The following is a 21973-nucleotide window of genomic DNA, read 5'->3' on the forward strand; positions in this document are numbered from 1 at the left end:
CTCTCCATTTCCGTCCGAAGCAAAGCACTACGGCGGGGGCTCCGTGGGCGATTGGCCGGAGCCATGTTCAGAACCAGAGCTTGATCGGCCGGACACCCGCCCGCTCCAGATGCGGGTCCAACCATTTCGCCAGCCGTGCCCAATTGTGGTGCGGGACCGAGGGATAGAGGTGATGCTCAAGGTGGTACAGATGCTCCAAAGCGATCGCCGAGGCGATCATCCCCCGGAACGCCCGCGTTTGTGTGAGTTCGTCCACCCCGGTCGGGTCGTGGGGTATGTACGATGTGACCAGCGGGATGATCCAGCTACCTATGATTATCAAGAGGGCGTAGACCGGAAGTACGAGTGATACGCGAGCAAGGGCCAGCGCTGTGCCGACCAAAAGTAAGCAGGCGATCCCCTTGCCAACGATCCAGACTCGCGACTGTCTTCCGTGCCGCAATGCCCAGAACCACACTCTGGGCTGCAAGAGGATGCCTCGGCCAGAGCCCCGAGCAGCGACATCCGGGTCGTAGCGGCATCAATGTCGTCCTGGCGCGGAAAGTGGGCGTGGTGATGCAGCTGAGCAACCCGGTATGCGTGGCCGCTCTGGAGGGCGAGCAGTTCGATCAGGCTGAGCAACACCTCGTTCACGGCTGGGGCAGCCCCAGATTCCGGTGGACGAGGTCGTGTGAGATCGACCCATACGTGACGAAGCTCAACGCCACCAGGGCGAAGGCAGCAGGAGGCCACCAGCCTTTGGAAAGCGAACGCGAAATACGCCTCGCACAAGATTAAGGGGAGGGCGAGGCTGACCAGTCGCCGCGAGGGCGAGATCCGGGTCAGGTCTAGGCCCAACTCGCGGAGTGGCGGCATGCCAACCCCTCGGTCCATCACGCGCTCTGCGTTTACGGGATCTCCTTCCCGACAGGCCAAACCCGGGTTAACTTATCCACAGCCTCACCGGCTCGTCTTCGTCGAAGGTCGTTCCCTTATGCATCGGCCATACGACCGCTGAGGCACACCGGCCGGTAGGTCAGCAACCCCGTCGCGTACAAGAGGGCACCGAGCACGGCCGGGGTATGATGGACGGTGTCATTGTTGCCGATGAACTGGATGCACTCCGATCGCGGCGGCGGAGCCGATCGTGCCCGACAAGGCCAGCACCTGCCAGAGGCTCCGCGACGGCCTCCCGCACCAGATGGCGCTGAGCATCAGAAGACCGAAACAGCAGACCGCCCCCACCAAATCCAGCCCGGGCGTGGGCGATCAGTGGAACCAGGCGAGCGTTGAGCGAGTGTAACTCCTCGGCGCCGACGCCCAGGTAGCCCAAGTCCTGCGGTACGAACACAGTGGTCATGCCGACCACCAGGATCGTGAGGCCGCCGCCTACGAGGCCGAGGGCGGTCGCCAGCAAGCATCCTCGGCCAAGACCAGCCTGGGCGATCCAGGGCACGCGGATGGAGGGCGTCCTCAATGCGCCGATTCCCGCCTATCGGGTCAGCGTGGCGGTCCTCGTCGCGGCTCTCGATCTGGGCCGGGCTGACGTCCGGGTTCCGCTGGACTACACTGTCAGCGGAGATGTGACGTTCCATCTGGCGATGTTCAAGGGGATCGCCGACAACGGCTGGTACCTGGAGAACCCCTGGCTTGGTGCCCCGGGGGTGATGAAGCTGTACGACTTCCCGTACTGTGAGAACGCCCTGTTCCTGGGCGTGAAGGTGCTGACGGCCCTGACGGGCGACCCGTTTCTGGCAGGCAACCTGCTCCACCTGGCGACGTACCTCATGGCGGCCTGGGCGGCTCTGTTCGTGCTCTGGCAGTTCGGGGTAGGGCGGCAGGTGGCCGTGGCTACGAGCCTGCTCTTCGCGTTCTTGCCATACCACTTCTGGCACGGCCCGCCCCACACGCATTTATCGAACTACAGCGCGGTTCCGCTTCTGGCGATGGTCGCGCTCTGGCTCTGTGCCGGGGAGTCGGTGCTCTTCCGCCGTGACGACGCGGGGCGGCTCCGGTGGTTCTGGTCGTGGGGACGCTCGGCGCCCACGCTCGCCGCATGCGGCCTGGCGGCACTGTCGGGGCCGAATTACGCGTACTTCGGCGCATTTTTTTTGCTGACCAGTGGATTGATTGGCGTCCTGAGGCGGCCGGGGTTGGACCGGGGCCTCGATGCTGTGGTGGCGGCCGGGTTGTTGGTCGGTCTCTTCGCCGCGCGACTCGTGCCCTTCGTGGCCTACGAGTTGCGTGAGGGGGTGAACCCGCTGGCGTCGAAGCGCCCCGTCGAGAACTACTACCAGTACGGCCTGCGCGTCGTGAACCTGCTCAAGCCCGTTCCCGGACACCGCCTGCAGGAGCTGAACCCCGGGTGGCAGCCCGAGCGCTCCCGCACCGAGGCCGACCTCAGCTGGCGGTACAACGAGACGAACGAGGCCGAGACTGCACCGGCGCTGGGCCTGGTCGGGTCCTGCGGCCTACTCGTCGCGGTGGTCTGCGGGCTGGCCGCTCCCTGCCTCGCGACCCGCCGCTGCCCCACGCTGGGAGATCTCGGCAAACTGACCCTAGCGGTGCTGCTTTTGGGCTTGATCAGTGGGTTCGGCGAGATGATCGCGCTGTACGTCACGACCAAGATCCGCTGTTACAGCCGCCTCAGCGTCTTCGTCGCCTTTTTCTCGCTGTTCGCGCTGGCGTTGATTGTGAACCGACCCGGCCGCGGCACCTCGTCGAGGCGGGCCCGCTGGGGGTGGCTGGCAGTACTCTGGGGCGTCACGGCCCTGGGACTCCTCGACCAGATCCCGTCGCGGTTGACGCCCGACCATGCCAAGGACTACCGCGCCTTCCGCGACGACGGGGCATTCGTAACGCGGGTCGAGAAGAGTTTGCCGCCGGGCGCGATGATCTTCCAACTCCCGCCCAACTCGTTACCGGAGTTCGGACGCCACTTCCAGATGTACGACTACAGCCACTTCTGCGGCTATTTGCATTCGCGCCGGCTCCGTTGGAGTTACGGAGCCCTGCGTGGCCGCGAGACCGAGGCGTGGCAGAGCCGCTTCGCCCCGGCGAACTGGTTGACGCGCTGGTCGCGGCCGGGTTTGCGGGGATCTACGTCGATCGCAATGGTCACGAGGCCGGCGCCGAGGCGCTCGTCACCGGTCTGCTCCGCAAGGTGCCCCAGGAGCCGGTCACGAACGGCGACGGCACATTGCTGTTCATCCGCTTCTCAGCCCGCCGGAGACCAGGGCGTTCGGATTTCGCTGCCTCCCGCTGGGATGTCGGCCTTGGCCATCGGGCGTGGCAACCTCGATCCGTTTGTGGCGACGGTCACGTTTTGGAAGACGAAAAATGAATTGTGGACCGAATCCGAAGTCATCAACCCGCTGAGTTTGATGGTCGGCAAGTTCGACCAGGCGTTCGGCATCGTCTCTCTCTCTATCCGCTCATGATTCTCGCCGTTTCATACAACCTCCTCTCTTCCGAGAAGGAGAGAGGGACCATGGCGTTCGTGCTCGCGCAGCCGGTCCGGTTGCGAACGCTCATCTGGGGCAAAGTCGCTACGCGTGGGCTATTCATGCTCGCCTTGATTGCCACTGTGGTCATGGCGGCCCTATCGTTCGGCGTGGAGGGGCCGGTGAATAGGGATGTGGTCGTGAGACTGATTTTATGGATGGCCGTAGTCGTCGCTCACTGGTGCTTTCTGGTGCGCGGCGTCCGTCGGCGTCAACGCCCTCGGTTTCGCGTCGGCGACGAATGCCACGGTGCTGGCGGTCTCTGGTTGACTCTGATCATGGTCGTCCCGGCCGCAATGAACCTGGCGGTTGCCGCAGCCTGCCCGATGCCCTCCCGAGTCGAGTGGATCGAGACGACCCGGCGGGTGGCCGGCGAGGCCAAGAAGCGTGAGGAACAGATCGCAGCTCGATATTTCCACCACCCCGAGCTCGCCCCGGCGAGCGCTCTCGAAGGCCTGCGCAAAGCCGTCGTGACGATCTACACCAGGCACGACGAGGTGGCCAAGGAACTGGACCTTTGACCGCTCGGTTCGATCGCCAATTGGCGGCTCAGCGGGCCCTTGCCGAAAGCCTGGGGTGGCTCTCACCTGCGATCGTTGTCGAGGGAGCATTGTACGACGTTGCCGGAACAGGGCTTACCCGCAACCTCGACTTCCGGGGCCAGGTCGAGGCGTTTCACGATCGATGGCACGCCTACTTCGTCTCGAAAGCCTTCCGCGGCGAGATCATGAAGCTGAGCGACTATCAAGAATTACCCCACTTCGAGTTCCGCGAGGAGGCGATATCATCGCTCACCCGCCGGGTCGACCGCGGTTTGGTCTGTCTGTTGGCCTCGGCGGTGACAGTCGGGTTGCTGTCCGGTTTGGCTCTGGGTCGCTTTCGAGTCGTCGATTGACACGGTTCGTGCGGTAGACGGGTGTCGTTATTTGCGACATATGAACACAATATGCTATCAAAGCAGCAACTTATCATTTTCGCAAATTATTATGTGTTAAGTGGCCCACCGATGTCGGTTCCCAATGTATCGTAGTCTCCGACTTCAATCTCGCACCGGCCTGACGTGACAGAGTCCTTGCCCCTGAGTTTCTTTGCTGTTCGTCATGATGTCACTTGGAATTGGAATAGCCGTAAGCCTTCCGCCGAATTCAGTTCGTCTTGCAATCTGAGGACCGCTCCATTTCACTATGCCCATGGCAACGACGGGTTCAGACACCCTTGATGTGGCATCCCTGCTGACTGTTCTCGGTCCGCAACTGACGGCCGAGCAAGCCACGCTGATCTTTCAGCAGGGCCAGGAAGCGGTCGTCTTCGCGCTCCTGAACTTGGCCAAGCAACTGGCTGAAAAGAAGGTCGGCGTGCCGATCGGTACGGACCCGTCGGCGCCTTCGGGACAGACTCCGCCTTACGCGAAGCCACCCGCCAAGGGACGGGCCAAACCCAAAGGGGCCAGGCCGGGACATCCCGGCCTGCATCGGCCCGCGCCGACGCGGATCGATCGCCAGGAGGAGCACACCCTCTCGGCCTGTCCCAAGTGTCACGGGCCGGTGCGACCCTGCCGTGGTTCCCGGACCCGCGTCATCGAGGACATCCCCGTCGACATTACGCCGGTGGTCACCGAGCACACGATCCATCGCTCCTGGTGCCCGCACTGCCGCACCACCGTCGAACCGACTGTCCCCGACGCCTTGTCCGGCTCGACCATCGGTCTCCGTGTCGTGGTCCTCTCGGCCTGGCTCCACTACCTGCTGGGGACCACGCTGGCCCAGATCATCGACGTCTTCAATTTCCACCTCCAGTTCAAGCTGTCTTCCGGCGGCCTGATCCAGATGTGGCGGCGGCTGCGGGAAATCCTTCGGGCCTGGTACCTCGAGATTCAGACCCAAGCCCTCGACAGCGCCGTGTTGCACGCCGACGAGACCGGTTGGCGAGTCAACGGCACGACCTACTGGTTGTGGTGTTTCGCCTCGAAGGACGTCACGTATTACATGATTGACCGGCGGCGGGGCAGTCCGGCGTTGAAGCGGTTCTTCAAGAAGGAATTCACCGGTGTGTTGGTCACCGACTTTTGGGGTGCCTACAACACGGTCGTCTGCGAGCAGAAACAGAAATGTCTGCCGCACCTGCTGCGCGACCTGAAGCGGACGCAACATTACCACAAGCCCGGCGGCGACTGGCCGGCGTTTTCCCAGCAATTGAAGCGGTTGATCCGCGACTCGATCCGCCTGAGCAAGCGGCGGAAGGAACTCTCCACGAAGGCGTTCACCTCGCGCCGGCAGCGGTTGGACGGGAGGTTGCGCGAACTGCTGGCCCAACCCTGGGAGCACCAGCACGCCCGCCGCTTGATCAAACGACTGCGGCGGCATGCGTCCGAGTTGTTCACATTCCTGGACCATCCCGAAGTCCCGTTCGACAACAATCACGGCGAGCGTCAAATCCGCCCGGCCGTAATCGCGAGGAAGAACAGCTACGCCAACGGCAGCGAGGACGGGGCCGAGACTCAGGCGATTCTGATGAGCGTCTTCCGCACGCTGAAGCAACGCGGCCACAATCCCGTCTCCGCCGTAACCGAGGCGATTCGCGCCTACCTACGCACCGATGAGTTGCCACCCATGCCCGTGCCCATCGCTGAGTTCCGCTGAAGGCTTACGAATAGCCTTATACGGCGAAGTACGTCGCTTGATCGTTGGAGATCGGCCGACTGACAATAGCGAGCCTCCAGATAGTTCGCAGCCAAAGGGAAAATAGGTTCATCCGGCGGAAGCGTGCGCGGGGGTTGAAATGAGCGGACATGCTGATTCCACTTGGAGTTGCGTAAAAGGGCTCCAAAGTGGGAGGTCAGCATGTCCACCAGTCTGTTGTACCATGCCTTCGGCGTTCGCGGCTACGAGTACACCCGCACCGACTACCAGGGAGGCCAGACGATCTTCACGATCCACCAAGCTCCCGAGACCTGCCGTTGCTCGGCCTGCGGGGCGTCCCAGGTTCATTCGCGTGGTCGAGTCGAGCGTCGCTTCCGAACCGTCCCCATCGGCAGCCGCCCCACGTTCGTAGTCCTGCCCATCCCGCGCGTCGAATACCAGGCCTGTGGCGTAGTCCGCCAGGTTAAGATCTCCTTCGCCGACCCGCGGCGCAGCTCCACCTCGTCCTTTGAGCGATATGCGCTGGAGTTGATGACTATCCGGGATGTGGCCCGGCACCTGGACGTCAGCTGGGACACGATCAAGGACATCCAGAAACGCGACCTGTCCCGACGCTATGCCAAGCCCAAGCTCAAGCACCTGCGACAGATCGCCATCGACGAGATCGCCGTCGCCAAGGGCACCGCTCCATGACCGTCGTCATGGACCTGAAGAGTGGGGCCGTCGTGTTCGTCGGCGACGGCAAGGGGGCCGATGCGCTCAAGCCGTTCTGGAAGCGGCGGCGGCCCAGCAAGGCCAAAATCGAGGCGGTCGCGATGGACATGTCGGCGGCCTACCGCGGGGCGGTGTCGGCCCACCTGCCCGGAGCGACGATCGTCTTCGACCACTTCCATGTCATCAAGTTGTACAACGACAAGCTCTCCCAGCTCCGCCGCGACCTGCACCGGGAGATGACCGAGGTGATGCACAACGAGGTGCTCAAGGGGACGCGTTGGTTGCTCCTGAAGAACCCGGAGAACCTCGATGAGGAGAAAGACGAGAAGGGTCGGCTGGAGAAGGCGCTGGCGTTGAACAAGTCGCTGGCCGTGGCCTACTACATGAAGGAGGATCTGCGACGGTTCTGGAAACAGCCGGGTAAGCGGTTCGCCACGGCGTTCCTGAACGATTGGATCAAGCGAGCGGAGGCGTTGGGGATCAAGATGCTGAAGCAGATGGCGAAGACGCTGGCGGGCCATCGCAGTGGGCTGTTGGCGTACTACAACGCGATGATCACAAGTGGGCCGATGGAGGGGACGAACAACAAGATCAAGACGATGAAGCGTCAGGCGTACGGGTTCCGGGACCAGGAGTTCTTCAAGCTGAAGATCCTGGCGATCCACGAGACAAAGTATGCCTTGGTAGGATGATCGGCAGTTCATTGCCACAAATCAACTTGCGTCAACATGACAGCGGCGCGCGTCCGCCGGATGAACCTTATTTCTTCTTAGTTTCGCGGAAGAGGGGCGACTCCGCCAGGGTGAAGACAAAGACCTCTTCCCCGGTGAGAGTGCTGATATCGTGGTGCAAGCTCACCACCTGAACGCCGGTGGCCTCCAGAACCATCGCCTCCATGAGCGGCCGCGCCGTTTCGATCAGATGGGTGCGTACTTGTTTGAGCAGGTCCCTCCCTTTCTCGGCCGGGAGCGACTTGACGAGGTGCTGTTCGGCGGCAGTCAAAACGCCCTGAAGACGGACCACAAGACAATCCGTGATCAAGTGGGCGTGGATGTCCTTGGGGCCCCGCCCCATGTATTCCTGCTCGAACCGCCGCGTCCCCTCGCAGATTGCGGCCTCGATCTCTCCCTGTGTTTTCATGACGACCTCGTGCTCGTGGTTGTCTCCCCCGCCGGAAACCCGCGCAGCCGTAGGGGAGAGATCGCGACGGAGCATTGGGTCATCGTTTCGCCGGCCGCGGGCGGGAGTCAATGATACCAGACTCGACGAGAGAATTCGCTTGTATTCGCCGCCATGAGTCGTAAGACTGAGAATAGCAATCGTTGGATGACTTGATGAAGGACAACCCGGCCGAGCCGGGGGGTCAATTATACAGTAACCCGACGTGCTCGAACGCCCGACAACGGCGATCGAGCACGTCGGTTTTTTTTTGGCCATCGGGAATGCGAGACTTCGCGTTCCGAGGAAACCGCGGACTGGCAATGGAGACCCGTCATGCTGAGGTTCGGCCAGTACAAGCTCTCGGACGCCATTCGCCAACTCCGTCGCAAGGCCGGCGGTGGCAAGGGGGGGAAACCCGTGCCGACCCGTGAGACGGCCGCCGAGCAGGTCCGCGAGACCCAGGAGAGCAACGAGGCCGGCAAGGCCAGGGCGTCGAGTCGTGATCGAATGGTTGATATCGGGCGGGGCAACCAGCAAGCCGGTCGACAGGGTCAATGAGGTCCACTCAAGGCGGTTCATCATGAACTGGGATCAGATCGCGGGCGACTGGAAGCAGTTCACGGGCAAAGCGAAGGCGAAGCGGGGCAAGCTGACCAACAGCGATCTGACGATCGTCGCCGGCAGGCGCGACCAACTCGCCGGCCTCTTGCAGCAGAGGTACGGCTACGCCAAGGACTAGGTGGAAAAAGAACTCGACGAGTTCTCGAAGGCCCTGAAGCCGTAAGCGCCCAGAGGCTGCTGGGAACAGCAGCTACTGATTGATTTGATGGTCGTGGTCAACCCGATTCCAGTAACGACCACGGCCGCAACGACCCAGAACCCAATGACCACGAAGGAGACGAGAACGATGCCGACCGCAACGAAGCACGCCGCGTGCGAACATCATCACAAGGCCGCCACGCACCATGCGGCCGCCGCGCACCACCACTTGGAGGCGGCCCACCATCACAACGTAGGCGAGCACGAAGCGGCCAAGCAGCATGACGAGGCCGCTCACGAGCACGGCGAACACGCTCATAAGGCCGCCACCACTGCGCACCAGCATTCGACCAAGTGAGGCTGTCGCGTCAGTAACTCGCGTTCCATCTCCTCCACCGGAAGCCATTCTTGGCGATCTGTCGCTCTCCGGTGCGGGGAGAACCAACTCGAAAAAGGGAAAGACCCATGAAGAATCCATTGATTGATTTTCTGTCGGTCGCGTTGGTTGCCCTTGCCGGTTGCAGTCAGGGCACTCCTGGGGGCCAGGGAGTCACCACCACCCCGCCCCACAAGCCGCCGCTCTACGGGGAAGCCGACAACACTTTCAATCTGAGCGCGCCTCGGATGTCGACCACACTGCACCAGGGAGAGACAAAAGTCGTCGAGATCGGCATCGAGAGAGGCAAGAACTTCGACCAGGATGTCGCGCTCAAGGTCGCGGAAGGGCCGAAGGGCGTGACCGTCGATCCCGCCAGTCCCGTCATCAAGAGCGGGGATAAAGAGGTGAAACTCACGTTCAAGGCCGCAGACGACGCGACTCTGGGTGACTTCACCGTCAAGGTGGCTGGACACCCCGCGAAGGGTGCCGACGCGACCATCGACTTCAAGATCGACGTGGCCAAGAAGTAACGAGAGGAAGCGAGCGGAATCGGAGACGCGTCGGCTTCCTTGCACGCGATGATGACTTATTCCCGTTTCCGCCTCGTGTCTCCTCGTGTTGCGGCGGCCATGGTCCTCCTCCCCGACGTCGTAATCTCTAACCGTCCGAGAAAGGAAGCGGTCTCATGTTGTACTACGCGATCGTCTTCGCGGTACTCGCCCTGCTAGCCGGCGTCCTCGGCTTCGTGGCGCTCAGCGGCACGCTCGCCTGGATCGCCAAGGTCTTGCTGGTCGTCTTCGTTGTCATGTTGGTGGTCTCGCTGATCTTCGGCGGAAGGCGACGGGCGATTCTCTGATCCTCCAGTGAGACCTGGAACTGACTCCACCATGACGATCATACAATCCACGAATGTGTAGATCCGGCCTTGTCGCTCGGTTCCAGGTTGATCCGACAACGGTCCTACAAGCAAGGACAAATTCCATGGTCACGCCAAAACCAACCGTTGCTCAGCAAGTGGCCGAGGCCGCGAGCAAGTTTCAGGAGCGGAGAACGGGCCACGCGCCCCGTGCGGTGACCGTGGTCATGAGTGAAGACACACTGGTGGTCACGCTCTATGGGGCTTTGTCTCCAGCCGAAAAAGCCCTGGCCAAAACTCCGGAGGGCGCCGCCCAGGTTCAGGAGTTCCACCGGCAACTGTTCGCCAGCGATTCCGACGCGCTTCGGCAGGAGATCAAGCGCATCACCGGCATCGTCGTGCGTGAGGCGACCGCGGAAGTCGAACCAGCGAGCGGTGCGATTGTGCAGGCGTTCACGACCGGCACCGTAGTGCAGGTGTTCTTAATGGACGGTGGCTCTCCCACGGAAACCTGGAGTGGGGTTCGACCAGTGGAGATCCCTGATTCGAATGAGAAAACGCCTGACGTCCTTTCAGCGGGAGCTTGAATCATGGGAATGATCGAGATTGCGGCACTTGCATTGGGATTCGCTCTGGCGCTGCTCGGCATGTACCTGTTGACATGCATCCGTGTCCTGAATGAATACGAGCGTGGTGTGGTCTTCCGACTGGGTAGGGCCATGCCCAAGCCCAAGGGACCGGGACTGATCCTGGTCTTCTGGCCGGTCGATCGCATGATGCGGGTTGACCTGCGGACTATTACAAAAGTCATCGAGCCTCAGGACGTCATTACCCGAGACAACGTTTCGGTCCGTGTTAATGCCGTACTCTACTTCCGGGTCGTGGACCCGATGCGCTCCGTGCTGGAGGTGGCCGATTTCTTGTTCGCAACCTCCCAGGTGGCGTTGACGACATTGCGCAGCACACTGGGGCAAGCGGAACTCGATGACCTTCTGACGGAGCGGGACAAGGTGAACCGCCGCCTGCAAGAGATCATTGATGGGCACACCGAGCCGTGGGGAGTGAAAGTCTCCGTCGTTGAGGTCAAGGACGTGGACCTCCCTGAGCCAATGAAGCGGTCCATGGCCCATCAAGCGGAGGCCGAACGCGACCGACGCGCCAAGATCATCAACGCCGAAGGAGAGTTCCAGGCCGCGGACAAACTCCGGCAAGCCGCCCAGATTATGGCGCCTTATCCCATGGCGATGCAAATGCGCTATCTCCAGACTCTCACGGAGGTCGCCTCAGAGCGGAATTCCACGATCATCTTCCCATTACCCATCGAACTGTTGCGACCGTTTCTGGGAAGCGGCCAGGATGACTCGAGTGCCGTCGCGTCCAAGAATGGGCGATCTGAGGACTCATGCTCGGAGGTCAAGACCGCGGCCCAATCCGGGACGACCTACGGAGTCGAGGTAACAGCCGCAACGGCGAGGGGATCCCTTTCTTCGGAGATGTCGGCCTCAGGGGTGCCTCTGTAAATCGCAATTAACCCGGTGTTGAATGAGCCGATCGGTGTGCCAAACCGGCACAGGACAAGTCAAAGCAGCACAACAGGATTGGCAACCATGATCTTGACCTGCGATATATCGACGAAATTCGGACGACTTCATCCGTCAGAATTGTGCGTCGAGCTCCCTTTGATTCTCCTCGACGGACAATTGGCCGCGTTGGCTCAAAAAGCCAGGTCCGAAGGACGGACAATCGGGCAGATCATCCGCCTTGCGATCGATCTCCACATCGCCGGTGGGTGCAATCGTTCTGACGTCCACCGCATTTTGGGCGGTCTTCGAATTGACTCGCCACCCGACGGTTTTGGAATTGTCGAAGTGACGCTGCTCCTACCCACATCGCGCCTGGCGGAACTTGAGGCGCTCGCCTCCCAAAGTGACACCACGACGGGAACGTTAATCCGGGGAATGTTTTGCTGTTCGCTTCTCGAGTGCTCCCCAATCCAGCAATCTCCAGGCGAATCGCAAGAATCTGCGCGCCTTGATGTTATGCGGACTTCATAAAAACAATTACAAAAAGATGTATCGAATTCATTAAATGGAGGAGGAAGCAGACAGCAAGATTCTGATCCTGAACTTGAGCGGCAAGCTCACGAGGGAAGACTATGCGAACTTCATCCCGGAGGTAGAGCGAACGGTCAAGGCCCACAGCAAGGTTCGGATGCACGGCTTCCACGACAGGACAATTGGAGCTGCGTGGGAGGATATCAAGTTCGAACTCCACCATTTCGCTGACATCGAGCGGTTGGCTCTGATAGGCGAGAATCGGTGGGAAGCGGGTATGGCAGTCTTCTGCAAGCCGTTCACCACCGCCAAGCTCCGCGACTTCGATGAGAGCAAGGCCGACGTGACCACCGTGTGCATTTATGTAATCACATTATAATTATAAAATATATATTTATTCAATACAAATAATGCTGCATGGACACCAGAAAACGAAGCAAGGAGTCGCAATCGAAACCAAATTGATCGAATGGTGCCCTCGGCCGTCGCGACGACAAGAGCTTCTCTGACAGAATATCCACGAATGCCGCTTCAGTTTTGTCCGAAAGGTGATCGGGAGGACGATTCCGAGCCGTGTCCGGCGCTACATCCGGCGCAAGAGCCCGAGTGCACTTGCCTCACCGAGCCTCTGCTACAAGAACTGAGGTGAACCGGCTATTCGGCCTTGAACGACTTCGGAGTCTCCATTGGGGACAGTGTTGTGACCCTTGAAGGTCGCGTGGCCAGCTACCACCAGAAGCAACTCGCCCAGGAAGCGGTCTGACGAGTATTCGGTCATGCGATCATCAGGAACGAACTCGAAATCGCCGGCCGAAACGAGCGCTGAGCGCAAGTCGCAGCTTTCGTGATTTCATTCATTCTGCAACGAGATCTAACTGGAGGAACCACAAGATGTCCAACGCGAACTCCGTCGTCGCGATCTTCGAGTCGCATGATCAGGCCGAGGACGCCATCCGCGAACTTCAGAAGGACGGCTTCGACATGAAGAAGCTGTCGATCGTCGGTAAGGATTACCACACGGAAGAGAACGTCGTCGGCTACTACACTGCCGGCGACCGCATGCTGTACTGGGGCAAGCTGGGAGCCTTCTGGGGAGGCTTCTGGGGTTTACTGTTGGGCTCTGCGTTCTTCTGGGTGCCGGGCATCGGTCAGGTACTCGTGGCGGGGCCGCTCGTTATGTGGATCGTGGGCGCGCTCGAAGAGGCAGCCGTGTTCGGTGGCCTTAGCGCCCTCGGCGCCGGGCTGTACAGCATCGGCATTCCGAAGCAGAGCGTCCTGCATACGAGACCGAGGTCAAGAACGGGAAACTTCTCTTGGTCGCCCACGGAACGCCCGACGAGGTGAAACGAGCCAGGGATCTCTTGGATCAGTCGCATGCGAATTCAACGATAGTTCATCTCGAACGGGTTGCCGTTGACGCGTAAACCCGCACTTTCTTCGAAGGGGAGAATCAGATGAAGAAGACCAGCTTTGCAGTCGCGATCCTGTTGGTCGCTGGCATGGCGTCGCTGGTGTGCGCCGACGACACCAAGAAGAAGACCGATGCGAAGGACGAGAAGCCTAAGGCATCGCAGGGACAGGTGGTCGACGGCAAGAAGAAGACCGTCGCCAAGGGAGAGAAACCTAAAGCGTCGCCCGGATGGGTTGTCATTGAGGAAGAGTGGTGGAACCCGTTCCTTTACGACTTCTCGATCTCGCTGCACAACGCCCGCGAGCACTATCGTGCGAAGGAGGAGAAGTCCGCGAGCGCCGAGATCGACAAGGCAATCTCCTGGCTGAAGTACGCAGAGTGTCACGCCAACAAAACGACGGCCGAAGATCTTGCCACCGCCCAAGCGGACTTGATGGATTTTTCGGCAAGGCTGAAGAGCGGTAAGCCGGTTTTGGCGAGGCAGCTCGATGCCGCATTCGCACACGCATCGGCGGCGCTTGCCAATTACCACCATTTCAAGTCCGGCAGAGCGCTGGCTGAAGGCGATTTAAAAACGGCGGGGAGACACTTGATGGCGGCCACGGACCTTCTTCGCAGCGCCGCTCAATCCGCAAACCTCGAGTACGGTAGTGAAACCGCCGAGCTCTATGACACATACGCGCCCTACGGCTACTGGGATGACACGATCGTGTTCGAGAAGAGCAAGCTGGAGTCGAATTTGACCACGCTCACGACCGAGCTCGAGAAGCTCGCCGCAAAGCTGAAATCGAGCAAATAGTCTCGATGAACCCGCTCACTCAGCCAATTCCAGGCTGGGTGAGCGGTTGGTTTTTGGACCGCTGACTCCACCCATCTGTATGCAAATGTGCGATTTTGAGATTCAAACCGATTCATCCACGGGTAGGAAGCAATCTTAGGAGGGTTCGTCATGAACGCCATTCGCCCCCTGTTTGTATCGACCTATCCGCCGGAAGAATGCGGGCTGGCAACATTTGCCAAGGATTCGGCTGATGCGGTGGATTGGGCGGCGAAAAAAGCGGTGTCTTCGTTCGCGGCCATCCAGAAGGCAGGCAAGCTCGATTACGACGACCCGCGCGTGGTCCACGTCATCGATAACGGCCGTCAGGACGCCTACCGCCTGCTCGCTGATGTGGCCAATGACGGCCCATTTGACGTGGTCAGTTTGCAGCACGAGTTCGGCCTGTATCCCGGCGAGTGGGGCTTGGACGTCATGGACTTTGTACGGAGATGTCGCAAGCCCATCGTCACTACGTTTCATACTCTGATGTCTCAGCCGGCTTCCTTGCCCCGGCGCTTGATTCGGAACTTGGCGACTCAGAGCCAGGGTATCGTGGTGATGACACACCTTGGCGAACGGCTCTTGGCCACCGTGTACGGTGTGTCGACTTCGCGTGCCCACGTAATTCCCCACGGGGTGCCAGAGGTTCCTTATGAACGCGACGAGGCCCGCAAGGCGCGGCTTGGACTCACCGGCCGTCGGGTCATCTGCACCTTCGGCCTCATCAATCGCGGCAAGGGCCTGGAGTTCATGATCGAAGCCATGCCCAATATCGTCGCCTGTTGCCCGGAGGTCATTTACTCGATCGTGGGAGCCACCCACCCGCTGGTCAAGCGCCATGAGGGAGAGGTTTACCGCGAAAGCCTGACCGCGACGGCCGAAGCGCTGGGCGTGGGCTCGCACGTGCGGTTCGTGAACCGATATCTCAGCCTTCCCGAGGTGCTGGAACACTTGCAGGCGTGCGACGTGTATGTCACCCCGTATCCCGGGAAGGACCAAATCGCCAGCGGGACTTTGGCTTATGCCCTCGCGGCGGGGGGCTGTGGTGAGCACGCCTTACTTATTCGCCGAGGAGGTTTTGGCCGAAGGAAGGGGCCTCATGGTGCCGTTCGCCGACAGCAGTGCCCTGGCCGAAGCGACGCTACGATTCCTGAGCGACGACGCCTTCCTGCTTGAAACTCGGCGCAAGGCCTACGCCTACGCCACACCGATGTTCTGGCCGAATGTCGGCCGCCAGTACCTCGATCTCTTCAACCGTGTTGTCCGGGCCAGTCAAGGGAAACGGGACGACCGATCCCAGAAGGCCACGGTGGCACCGATTCACCGAGGACAGCTCAGCCTCCTCAACTAGGGAGGCCGGAGTGGTCCGAAGCTCGTTTCACTCGTCACCCGTGGATAATTTCACCACCGTTCACCAATGAGGAACTCGATGAATTCTGTCAAGAACTCCGTCGTCGCGACCTTCGACTCCCACGACCGGGCCGAAGACGCCATCCGCGAGCTTCAGAAGGACGGCTTTGACATGAAGAAGCTGTCGATCGTCGGTAAGGATTACCACACGGAAGAGAACGTCGTCGGCTACTACAACACTGGCGACCGCATGAAATACTGGGGCAAGTTGGGGGCCTTCTGGGGCGGCTTCTGGGGATTGCTGTTCGGCTCCGCGTTCTTCTGGGTGCCTGGCATCGGTCAGGTGCTTGTGGCGGGGCCGCTCGTCATGTGGGTCGTCGCCGCGCTCGAAGGCGCCGTCACGACGGGGGGACTCACCGCACTTGGAGCAGGTCTGTACAGCATCGGCATCCCGAAGAACAGTGTCCTGCAATACGAGACCCAGGTGAAGAACGGCAAGCTCCTCCTGGTCGCCCACGGAACGGCCGACGAAGTGAAACGCGCCAAGGATCTCATGGATCAGACTGAGGCGAATTCGTCGACGATCCATGGCGAACAAGTGGCTACCGTCGACCCTTGACGCAACATGGTCCGTCTGATGGGAGGTTCCGGCTACTCACCATTCGTATAAACAGCAACATGTTTAAATATTAAGTTTTGAAAACTAAACTCAGGGACATCACCGCGATGAGATACCTTTCACTGACCCTGCCTGAACTCACGCTGCTCGTCGGCACACGGGCGGCGCTCGGCATGGGGCTCGGCCTTCTGCTGCCGGACCGCCTGCCCGAGAGCCAACGCAAGGCCGTCGGGTGGACGCTCCTCCTGGTTGGCGCCGTCACGACCGTCCCGTTCGCGTCCGAGGTGCTCGGAAAGGTCCATGCCTCGCCCCCCGTTGGTTTGCCAACGGGTGCCGTGTGACCGTCGGGCGGACGAGCAATCGGATGGCCCGCTCTTTCGATATGCAGCAAACGAAGTACGAACCGGATGCGTCATCCGGGGATGCTGCCACGAAGTTTACCGAGCGGAGTCGACGATGAAGACAGATGCGCAACTGCAGAAGGACGTCATGGATGAGATCAAATGGGAGCCATGTGCCACAGCAGCCCAGATCGGCGTTTCGGCCGCGAACGGGGTGGTGACGCTGAACGGCACGGTAGGAACCTACACCGAGAAATGGGCCGTCGAGAAGGTTCAGGGCGTCAAGGTCATTGCCCAAGAAATCACGGTCAAGCTCGAAGGGATTCATACCCAGACCGACGCCGAGACGGCCCTCACTTCCCTTAAGTGGCACGTCTGGGGGCCGAATGACATCCAGGCCATCGTGTCCCAGGGCTGGGTCACACTGAAAGGCCAGGTGAACTGGGAATATCAGCGCTCCGCCGCCTACGACTCGGTGTGCTTCTTGCCTGGAGTGAAGGGAGTCACGAACGAGATCAGCTTGAAGCCGAAGGCCCAGCCGACTGCCATCAAAGAAGCGATCGAGAAGGCGCTGGTGCGTAGCGCCGAGGTTGACGCTGGGCATGTGAACGTCGAGACTAACGGCAGTACGGTAACGCTTTCCGGCAATGTCGGGTCCTGGAACGAGAAGGACGAGGCCGGGATGGCCGCCTGGAGCGCCCCCGGTGTCAACTCCGTAGGGAACAACATCGAGATCGTTCGCGTGTGACGGTCTAATCCGTCCCCCCGTGCTCGAGATGAGCGGCGACAGCGGCGTTTTCGCCGCCGTCTCTCTCGCGTAGGGGGAACGGGTTCATCCGGGTGGTCACATCTTGCGGCCGCCTGAACATCGAGCGATGCAACGCGTCTCTCCTCCAGTTCGGCATGGGCTTGATCTTGCTTGGCAAAGAGAAACTCAGTTGAAGAACGGCAAGCTCCTCTTGATGGCCCACGGAACGCCTCAGGAAGTGAAACTCGCAAATTCCTTCGTGATCGGAATGGGGCGAATTCAACGACGGTCCATGGCGAATCGGCCGCCGTTGGTGTGTAACAGGGAACCACGGAGATATTCCGGGAAATCTCTTTGAGAAAAGGAAACCCAATGTCCACAAAAACACGCCGAGACCATCGCTCGGACCACTCGAGCAACACCGAGACGAGAGAGGGACCTGCTGAGAAGCCCGCTCCGTCCAGGCAGAAAGTCATCGACGAGGAGCGATCCCGATTGATTCAGGTTCGCGCCTACGAACTGTGGGAACAGGCTGGGAAGCCGGACGGGGATGTGGCCAGGGAGCGGTTTTGGTCCGAGGCCGAGAAGGAGATCATGGCAACTCACGCCAGAGATCGATGAGTAAGATAAAGATCAAATGTAGGCCCCAGGACGGCGAATCTGGGAATGGCATGCGGTCTGCCCTGGGGGGGGTAGAAATTCGTGATCAAGCCCAATCGGTCCATCCAGGGTTCTTCCGGAGACTGGAATGTCCAAGACATCAAGGAGATCCTTCCGATGTCCACTGATACTCAGCCCTCCCCCAATCATTCTGGCCATCACGAACGGGCAGAAGTCCTCCAGGTGATCGTCTATGGGCATTCCGCGGTGTTCTACTGGTGGCCTCTCTGGGTGACGGGCTACATCATGGCTTTGCTGACCTGGCAACACCATGACCAGGTGATGATCGGCAACAGGCCGGAGTTGTTTCACCCAAGTCGAGACCTGGGGGTGGTCTACACCTTACTTTTGTTCCTTCTGATCGTGATCACGAGTACCAACGTTCGCGGCATGAGGGCGGCGCTCATCATCGTTGGCCTGAGTTTTGTCGCGTTACTGTTCGCCTACCTGTGATTGTGTTGAGAAATCATCATTTCAATCGCACGAGAATACGCTTATATGGACCGTGGCTTCTACCTGTTTTCCTCCACGGCGCTTCTGGCGGTCTGGTTCTTCACGGTCTTTTTCGTCGACCACCTCAGCTTCTGGAGGTTCCGGCCGGGGCAGGTCACCCCTGAATATCTTGGGGGCATCGTGGATAAGAGTTACGACACAGACAACATGATCTTGGTGAAATGGCAAGACGACCTCTTCCGCCACTGGATTATTGGCTTCGGGTCTGGCGACCTCCGCATGCAAACGATGGGAGGTCGAGGAGTGGAAGAGAATGTGTCGAACGTCCTCTTTGTGATCGGCAAGATGTCGAAGATCCAGCGATTGATCGCGACAAAACCCAACATGCCTCAAGAGGCTTAGAGTGTTTGGGACCGGAGTTGACGAATCATGGTTGGACTTGCTTATCGCCCTCTTTTGTCTCGACGTCGGTTTGCTGCGCGGATGATGTCAATCGTGCTCACTGCCGTGTTTGTCGATGGAGTTGCCTTGGCGTTGGGGGCGATCGGCTACCGCGCACTGGACGGGCTTGATTGGCTCGATGCCAGTCTCAATGCCGCGTTGGTCATGACCGGAAACGGTCCGGTTCACGCTCTGCGCACCCCAGGAAGCAAGCTATTCACCGTCGTTTATGCACTTCTTGGCGTGATCTTGTTCGCCGCCGTCATTGGCGTGCTTCTGACTCCGGTCTTGCACCGGATGCTCCACGGATTCGAATTCCACCATCGGGAGAAGGCCGAGCAAACTTCCGTAGGGGCCGACGATCATCACTGGAAATCAGCAGGAGGTACAAAGTGAATTACGTGGAACGCTTCAAAGTGCCGCACGGCACTACTGTTAAACTCGTAGACATCGACCCGGGCTTTACAAACCATCACGAGAGCCACAAGGAGGCTGCCAAGGACATCGAGCACTACCGGCAGAAATTGAGGGAACTGCAAGAGCTGCTTTATGCCGATGGGCGGCGATCGCTCTTGATCTGCCTGCAAGCGCTCGACGCGGGCGGCAAGGACGGGACGATCAGTCACATCCTGGGTTCGATGAATCCACAAGGCTGCAAAGTGGTGGGATTTAAGCAGCCTTCCGCCGAGGAGTTGGCACACGATTTCCTGTGGCGAATCCATCGCGCCGTGCCCGCCCGGGGTGGAGTGACCATTTTCAACCGTTCACATTACGAGGACGTCCTGATCGCCCGCGTTCATAATCTGGTCCCAAAAGAGATCTGGTCCCGCCGCTACGATCGAATCAATGCGTTCGAGAGCGGGCTCGTCGAGGACGACACCCATATCCTTAAGTTCTACTTGCACATGTCCAAAAAAGAGCAACTGAAACGTTTCAAAGACCGGCTCGACGACCCTGCCAAGCAATGGAAGATCAGCGAGGCCGATTATACGGAGCGAATCTACTGGGACGACTACACAGCCGCTTACGAGGACGCACTCTCTCGTTGCAGTACGGATCACGCTCCTTGGTTCATCATTCCGGCCGACCACAAGTGGTTCAGAAACTTCGCGGTGGCCCGGATCGTCGTGGAGCACCTGGAAGCGCTAAAGATGACGTTCCCGCTGCCCTCCGTGGACATCGAGCACATTCGCAAGGAGTACCACTCCGCGAAGAAACACAGTCCCTGAACGAAAGCCGCCGCTTCGCGTGAATGTGCCTTAAGGAAATTCATGACGTGGGTTCTCGACAACTGTATCCTTTGCGATTCGAACCGATTTACCAGTACCGGCTCTGGGGCGGCCGGCGCCTGGCCGATCTGCTCACGGCCCCGTTGCCCGACGACGGACCCATCGGCGAAGCTTGGCTGCTGAGCGATCGCGACGACCATCCCAGCAAGGTCGCCGACGGGCCGCTCAAAGGTTCGACCCTACGGCAATTGTTGGAGGAGTCGCCGGAGCCTATGCTGGGAAGACTGGCGGGCCAATTCCGACGGTTCCCCGTGCTCCTCAAGTTCCTCGACGTGCACGTGAAGCTCTCGGTCCAAGTGCATCCCAAGGATGGGCAAAGGGACTATATCCCGGAGGGCAAGAGCGGCAAGACCGAAGCGTGGGTCGTGCTGGAGGCATCCCCGGCAAGTCGAATCTACGCGGGCCTGAAACCGGGCACGACTCGAGACGGTCTGGAGCACGCGCTCGCGACGGGGGCCGTGGCGGACCTGCTGGCAAGCCTCACGCCGAATGTCGGCGATGCGGTCTTCCTACCCGCCGGGACCGTTCATTCCCTCGGTGGCCTTGTGGTGTTCGAAGTGCAGGAAAACAGCGACGTCACGTTTCGCCTGTACGACTGGGACCACGTTGATCCCAAGACAGGCAAGCCGCGCCCTTTGCAGGTCGCACAAGCGACGGCCTGCGTCGATTTCTCGGAAGTCGCGATCCGCCCGGTGGCGCCGGTGGTTGAAGAGACGGTGCCGGTACGGCGTGAGCGACTCTTTCATTGCGACCATTTTTCGGTATGGCGGCATACGGGACAAACGCCGTTCACAGTCGGCTCGGACGGCACACCGCGGACGCTGGTTGGCATCGCTGGCGAAGGACGGCTGGCGCACGGCGGAAACGATTATCCCGTCGTTCGCGGCGACGTCGTGCTCTTGCCGGCGGAGGTCGGAACATGTTCTTACCAGCCATCTACTCCCGTCATTCTCTTGGAAGTCGCCCTTCCGGGATAGTTTGCGCCGGACAAGATCGGCAAGCTGAGCATGCCCAAGACCAAGGAAACAGCAGCCATGAAAGCTCTCGTTGTCTTTGACCTGGACGGAACACTGGCTCAGAGCAAGTCTTCGCTTGATGCGGAGATGGCAACGCTGTTAAATCAACTTCTGTCTCACATTAAGGTTGCCGTGATATCCGGTGGAGATTGGCCCCAATTCCAAAAGCAAGTTATTTCGCACATTTCTTGTTATAATCGTTTGAAGAATCTCTCGCTCCTGCCTACATGCGGAACCCAGTTTTTCAAGTACGAAACGAGCTGGAAACAGCTCTACGCCGAGTATTTTAGTCCTGACCAGAAAGAGAAGATTGTCAATTCGCTGAAGAAGGCGATCGAGCAATCGGACCTCAAGGCGGAAAAGGTCTGGGGAGAAGTGATAGAAGACCGGGGAAGTCAAATCACCTTCTCCGCATTAGGTCAGGAAGCTCCCCTTGAAGAGAAAGTCAGATGGGACCCTGATTTCAAGAAGCGGAAGAAGGTGAAAGCCATCCTTGACACGTTAATTCCCGAACTCTCTGTCCGCATTGGCGGATCTACATCCATAGACATCGCAAAGCAAGGAATTGACAAAGCCTACGGAATCAGAAAGCTTCGAGACATTCTTGGCATCCCCATTCAGGAGATGATCTTCGTCGGGGATGCTCTGTTCCCGGGGGGCAACGACTATCCGGCAGAGCAAGCGGGCGTCATCTCGATTCGGGTCAGAGACCCGCATGAGACCAAACGGGTTATTGAAACAATCATCGCATGTTTAGGTTGAACCCGACAAGCGTGACCGT

The 21973-nt window shown here is 59.8% G+C and carries 30 protein-coding genes and 1 pseudogene; 29 read left to right on the top strand and 2 right to left on the bottom strand.

The features are described 5' to 3' along the window. Window positions 1–67: 67 nt before the first annotated feature. On the bottom strand, window positions 68–469 hold the full coding sequence (locus SINAC_RS09750) for a fatty acid desaturase (protein ID WP_015245506.1): 402 nt from the start codon (window positions 467–469) through the stop codon (window positions 68–70). Between the two features lie 657 nt (window positions 470–1126). Between SINAC_RS09750 and SINAC_RS40540 the strand changes: the two genes are divergently transcribed. The 6 genes and pseudogenes from SINAC_RS40540 to SINAC_RS42155 all read left to right on the top strand — a co-directional run bounded on the left by SINAC_RS40540 (window position 1127) and on the right by SINAC_RS42155 (window position 7527). After that, the gene (locus SINAC_RS40540; RefSeq protein ID WP_015245507.1) at window positions 1127–1282 is read left to right on the top strand and encodes a hypothetical protein; all 156 of its coding nucleotides are present in this window, start codon (window positions 1127–1129) and stop codon (window positions 1280–1282) included. A gap of 55 nt (window positions 1283–1337) precedes the next feature. Then, on the top strand, window positions 1338–3419 hold the full coding sequence (locus SINAC_RS09760) for a hypothetical protein (protein WP_157579421.1): 2082 nt from the start codon (window positions 1338–1340) through the stop codon (window positions 3417–3419). Further along, a complete protein-coding gene (locus tag SINAC_RS09765; RefSeq protein ID WP_081598313.1) occupies window positions 3416–4003 on the top strand; it encodes an ABC transporter permease in 588 nt (195 codons plus the stop codon). The genes SINAC_RS09760 and SINAC_RS09765 overlap by 4 nt, the downstream gene beginning before the upstream one ends. Continuing rightward, window positions 4000–4377, top strand: a complete 378-nt coding sequence (locus tag SINAC_RS09770; RefSeq protein ID WP_026011911.1) for a DUF3526 domain-containing protein — start codon at window positions 4000–4002, stop codon at window positions 4375–4377. Before SINAC_RS09765 ends, SINAC_RS09770 begins: the two co-directional genes overlap by 4 nt. Before the next feature lie 289 nt (window positions 4378–4666). Continuing rightward, window positions 4667–6121: an IS66 family transposase gene (gene tnpC / locus SINAC_RS09775; protein WP_015245510.1), complete on the top strand. Its 1455-nt coding sequence runs from the start codon at window positions 4667–4669 to the stop codon at window positions 6119–6121. Window positions 6122–6322: 201 nt separating this feature from the next. After that, a pseudogene (locus SINAC_RS42155) lies at window positions 6323–7527 on the top strand (ISL3 family transposase). Between the two features lie 67 nt (window positions 7528–7594). Here the strand turns inward: SINAC_RS42155 and SINAC_RS09785 are convergent. Beyond that, window positions 7595–8050: a DUF2294 domain-containing protein gene (locus SINAC_RS09785; RefSeq protein ID WP_020465590.1), complete on the bottom strand. Its 456-nt coding sequence runs from the start codon at window positions 8048–8050 to the stop codon at window positions 7595–7597. Between the two features lie 279 nt (window positions 8051–8329). On the opposite strand from SINAC_RS09785, the gene SINAC_RS09790 reads away from it, so the two are divergent. From SINAC_RS09790 to SINAC_RS09900, 23 genes are all read left to right on the top strand, one after another. Beyond that, window positions 8330–8554 (top strand): hypothetical protein, encoded by a 225-nt coding sequence (locus SINAC_RS09790; RefSeq protein WP_015245512.1) that lies wholly within the window; start codon window positions 8330–8332, stop codon window positions 8552–8554. A 22-nt stretch (window positions 8555–8576) separates the two neighbouring features. After that, the gene (locus tag SINAC_RS38690; protein ID WP_015245513.1) at window positions 8577–8735 is read left to right on the top strand and encodes a CsbD family protein; all 159 of its coding nucleotides are present in this window, start codon (window positions 8577–8579) and stop codon (window positions 8733–8735) included. Window positions 8736–8903: 168 nt separating this feature from the next. Beyond that, window positions 8904–9113 (top strand): hypothetical protein, encoded by a 210-nt coding sequence (locus SINAC_RS09795; protein WP_015245514.1) that lies wholly within the window; start codon window positions 8904–8906, stop codon window positions 9111–9113. 107 nt (window positions 9114–9220) lie between these two features. Next, the gene (locus tag SINAC_RS09800) at window positions 9221–9664 is read left to right on the top strand and encodes a hypothetical protein (RefSeq protein WP_015245515.1); all 444 of its coding nucleotides are present in this window, start codon (window positions 9221–9223) and stop codon (window positions 9662–9664) included. A gap of 155 nt (window positions 9665–9819) precedes the next feature. Next, entirely contained in the window at window positions 9820–9990 is a 171-nt protein-coding gene (locus SINAC_RS38695) for a DUF1328 domain-containing protein (RefSeq protein WP_015245516.1), read from the top strand. A 125-nt stretch (window positions 9991–10115) separates the two neighbouring features. Continuing rightward, window positions 10116–10577 carry a DUF2294 domain-containing protein gene (locus tag SINAC_RS09810; RefSeq protein ID WP_015245517.1) on the top strand — a complete coding sequence of 154 codons (462 nt, stop codon included), beginning with the start codon at window positions 10116–10118 and terminating at the stop codon, window positions 10575–10577. Between the two features lie 3 nt (window positions 10578–10580). Continuing rightward, entirely contained in the window at window positions 10581–11510 is a 930-nt protein-coding gene (locus SINAC_RS09815) for a slipin family protein (RefSeq protein ID WP_015245518.1), read from the top strand. Window positions 11511–11597: 87 nt separating this feature from the next. Next, window positions 11598–12044, top strand: a complete 447-nt coding sequence (locus SINAC_RS40905; protein WP_020465588.1) for a hypothetical protein — start codon at window positions 11598–11600, stop codon at window positions 12042–12044. Window positions 12045–12078: 34 nt separating this feature from the next. Next, window positions 12079–12423 (top strand): SpoIIAA family protein, encoded by a 345-nt coding sequence (locus SINAC_RS09825; RefSeq protein WP_015245519.1) that lies wholly within the window; start codon window positions 12079–12081, stop codon window positions 12421–12423. A gap of 512 nt (window positions 12424–12935) precedes the next feature. Beyond that, window positions 12936–13388, top strand: coding sequence for a general stress protein (locus tag SINAC_RS09835; protein ID WP_015245520.1), 453 nt, complete (start codon window positions 12936–12938; stop codon window positions 13386–13388). 110 nt (window positions 13389–13498) lie between these two features. Then, window positions 13499–14254, top strand: coding sequence for a hypothetical protein (locus tag SINAC_RS09840; protein ID WP_015245521.1), 756 nt, complete (start codon window positions 13499–13501; stop codon window positions 14252–14254). Between the two features lie 150 nt (window positions 14255–14404). Then, window positions 14405–15451 carry a glycosyltransferase gene (locus SINAC_RS09845; protein WP_015245522.1) on the top strand — a complete coding sequence of 349 codons (1047 nt, stop codon included), beginning with the start codon at window positions 14405–14407 and terminating at the stop codon, window positions 15449–15451. Next, window positions 15375–15626: a hypothetical protein gene (locus tag SINAC_RS37935; RefSeq protein WP_020465586.1), complete on the top strand. Its 252-nt coding sequence runs from the start codon at window positions 15375–15377 to the stop codon at window positions 15624–15626. The genes SINAC_RS09845 and SINAC_RS37935 overlap by 77 nt, the downstream gene beginning before the upstream one ends. A gap of 78 nt (window positions 15627–15704) precedes the next feature. Then, window positions 15705–16244, top strand: a complete 540-nt coding sequence (locus tag SINAC_RS09850; protein ID WP_015245523.1) for a general stress protein — start codon at window positions 15705–15707, stop codon at window positions 16242–16244. A 107-nt stretch (window positions 16245–16351) separates the two neighbouring features. After that, a complete protein-coding gene (locus SINAC_RS09855; protein WP_015245524.1) occupies window positions 16352–16585 on the top strand; it encodes a hypothetical protein in 234 nt (77 codons plus the stop codon). Between the two features lie 115 nt (window positions 16586–16700). Continuing rightward, the gene (locus SINAC_RS09860; RefSeq protein ID WP_015245525.1) at window positions 16701–17333 is read left to right on the top strand and encodes a BON domain-containing protein; all 633 of its coding nucleotides are present in this window, start codon (window positions 16701–16703) and stop codon (window positions 17331–17333) included. A gap of 372 nt (window positions 17334–17705) precedes the next feature. Further along, window positions 17706–17954, top strand: coding sequence for a DUF2934 domain-containing protein (locus SINAC_RS09870; protein ID WP_015245527.1), 249 nt, complete (start codon window positions 17706–17708; stop codon window positions 17952–17954). Between the two features lie 156 nt (window positions 17955–18110). After that, window positions 18111–18446: a hypothetical protein gene (locus tag SINAC_RS09875; protein WP_020465585.1), complete on the top strand. Its 336-nt coding sequence runs from the start codon at window positions 18111–18113 to the stop codon at window positions 18444–18446. A gap of 45 nt (window positions 18447–18491) precedes the next feature. After that, complete coding sequence (locus SINAC_RS09880) at window positions 18492–18848, top strand: hypothetical protein (RefSeq protein WP_020465584.1); 357 nt, start codon at window positions 18492–18494, stop codon at window positions 18846–18848. An 84-nt stretch (window positions 18849–18932) separates the two neighbouring features. After that, on the top strand, window positions 18933–19283 hold the full coding sequence (locus SINAC_RS09885) for an ion channel (protein WP_020465583.1): 351 nt from the start codon (window positions 18933–18935) through the stop codon (window positions 19281–19283). Beyond that, entirely contained in the window at window positions 19280–20116 is an 837-nt protein-coding gene (locus SINAC_RS09890) for a polyphosphate kinase 2 family protein (RefSeq protein WP_015245529.1), read from the top strand. The genes SINAC_RS09885 and SINAC_RS09890 overlap by 4 nt, the downstream gene beginning before the upstream one ends. A gap of 47 nt (window positions 20117–20163) precedes the next feature. Next, window positions 20164–21153 (top strand): type I phosphomannose isomerase catalytic subunit, encoded by a 990-nt coding sequence (locus tag SINAC_RS09895; protein WP_015245530.1) that lies wholly within the window; start codon window positions 20164–20166, stop codon window positions 21151–21153. A 57-nt stretch (window positions 21154–21210) separates the two neighbouring features. Further along, window positions 21211–21954, top strand: coding sequence for an HAD-IIB family hydrolase (locus SINAC_RS09900; protein WP_015245531.1), 744 nt, complete (start codon window positions 21211–21213; stop codon window positions 21952–21954). The last annotated feature ends 19 nt before the right edge of the window (window positions 21955–21973 follow it).

This window comes from Singulisphaera acidiphila DSM 18658 (assembly GCF_000242455.2).
Lineage (GTDB): Bacteria > Planctomycetota > Planctomycetia > Isosphaerales > Isosphaeraceae > Singulisphaera > Singulisphaera acidiphila.

What these genes read in the sequence shown, in the direction of transcription:
- SINAC_RS09760 (WP_157579421.1), top strand. Translation starts at nt 1,338, where the DNA reads ATGCCGACCACCAGGATCGTGAGGCCGCCGCCTACGAGGCCGAGGGCG.
- SINAC_RS09765 (WP_081598313.1), top strand. Translation starts at nt 3,416, where the DNA reads ATGATTCTCGCCGTTTCATACAACCTCCTCTCTTCCGAGAAGGAGAGA.
- tnpC (WP_015245510.1), top strand. Translation starts at nt 4,667, where the DNA reads ATGCCCATGGCAACGACGGGTTCAGACACCCTTGATGTGGCATCCCTG.
- SINAC_RS09785 (WP_020465590.1), bottom strand. Translation starts at nt 8,050, where the DNA reads ATGCTCCGTCGCGATCTCTCCCCTACGGCTGCGCGGGTTTCCGGCGGG.
- SINAC_RS09790 (WP_015245512.1), top strand. Translation starts at nt 8,330, where the DNA reads ATGCTGAGGTTCGGCCAGTACAAGCTCTCGGACGCCATTCGCCAACTC.
- SINAC_RS38690 (WP_015245513.1), top strand. Translation starts at nt 8,577, where the DNA reads ATGAACTGGGATCAGATCGCGGGCGACTGGAAGCAGTTCACGGGCAAA.
- SINAC_RS09795 (WP_015245514.1), top strand. Translation starts at nt 8,904, where the DNA reads ATGCCGACCGCAACGAAGCACGCCGCGTGCGAACATCATCACAAGGCC.
- SINAC_RS09800 (WP_015245515.1), top strand. Translation starts at nt 9,221, where the DNA reads ATGAAGAATCCATTGATTGATTTTCTGTCGGTCGCGTTGGTTGCCCTT.
- SINAC_RS38695 (WP_015245516.1), top strand. Translation starts at nt 9,820, where the DNA reads ATGTTGTACTACGCGATCGTCTTCGCGGTACTCGCCCTGCTAGCCGGC.
- SINAC_RS09810 (WP_015245517.1), top strand. Translation starts at nt 10,116, where the DNA reads ATGGTCACGCCAAAACCAACCGTTGCTCAGCAAGTGGCCGAGGCCGCG.
- SINAC_RS09815 (WP_015245518.1), top strand. Translation starts at nt 10,581, where the DNA reads ATGGGAATGATCGAGATTGCGGCACTTGCATTGGGATTCGCTCTGGCG.
- SINAC_RS40905 (WP_020465588.1), top strand. Translation starts at nt 11,598, where the DNA reads ATGATCTTGACCTGCGATATATCGACGAAATTCGGACGACTTCATCCG.
- SINAC_RS09825 (WP_015245519.1), top strand. Translation starts at nt 12,079, where the DNA reads ATGGAGGAGGAAGCAGACAGCAAGATTCTGATCCTGAACTTGAGCGGC.
- SINAC_RS09835 (WP_015245520.1), top strand. Translation starts at nt 12,936, where the DNA reads ATGTCCAACGCGAACTCCGTCGTCGCGATCTTCGAGTCGCATGATCAG.
- SINAC_RS09840 (WP_015245521.1), top strand. Translation starts at nt 13,499, where the DNA reads ATGAAGAAGACCAGCTTTGCAGTCGCGATCCTGTTGGTCGCTGGCATG.
- SINAC_RS09845 (WP_015245522.1), top strand. Translation starts at nt 14,405, where the DNA reads ATGAACGCCATTCGCCCCCTGTTTGTATCGACCTATCCGCCGGAAGAA.
- SINAC_RS37935 (WP_020465586.1), top strand. Translation starts at nt 15,375, where the DNA reads ATGGTGCCGTTCGCCGACAGCAGTGCCCTGGCCGAAGCGACGCTACGA.
- SINAC_RS09850 (WP_015245523.1), top strand. Translation starts at nt 15,705, where the DNA reads ATGAATTCTGTCAAGAACTCCGTCGTCGCGACCTTCGACTCCCACGAC.
- SINAC_RS09855 (WP_015245524.1), top strand. Translation starts at nt 16,352, where the DNA reads ATGAGATACCTTTCACTGACCCTGCCTGAACTCACGCTGCTCGTCGGC.
- SINAC_RS09860 (WP_015245525.1), top strand. Translation starts at nt 16,701, where the DNA reads ATGAAGACAGATGCGCAACTGCAGAAGGACGTCATGGATGAGATCAAA.
- SINAC_RS09870 (WP_015245527.1), top strand. Translation starts at nt 17,706, where the DNA reads ATGTCCACAAAAACACGCCGAGACCATCGCTCGGACCACTCGAGCAAC.
- SINAC_RS09875 (WP_020465585.1), top strand. Translation starts at nt 18,111, where the DNA reads ATGTCCACTGATACTCAGCCCTCCCCCAATCATTCTGGCCATCACGAA.
- SINAC_RS09880 (WP_020465584.1), top strand. Translation starts at nt 18,492, where the DNA reads ATGGACCGTGGCTTCTACCTGTTTTCCTCCACGGCGCTTCTGGCGGTC.
- SINAC_RS09885 (WP_020465583.1), top strand. Translation starts at nt 18,933, where the DNA reads ATGTCAATCGTGCTCACTGCCGTGTTTGTCGATGGAGTTGCCTTGGCG.
- SINAC_RS09900 (WP_015245531.1), top strand. Translation starts at nt 21,211, where the DNA reads ATGAAAGCTCTCGTTGTCTTTGACCTGGACGGAACACTGGCTCAGAGC.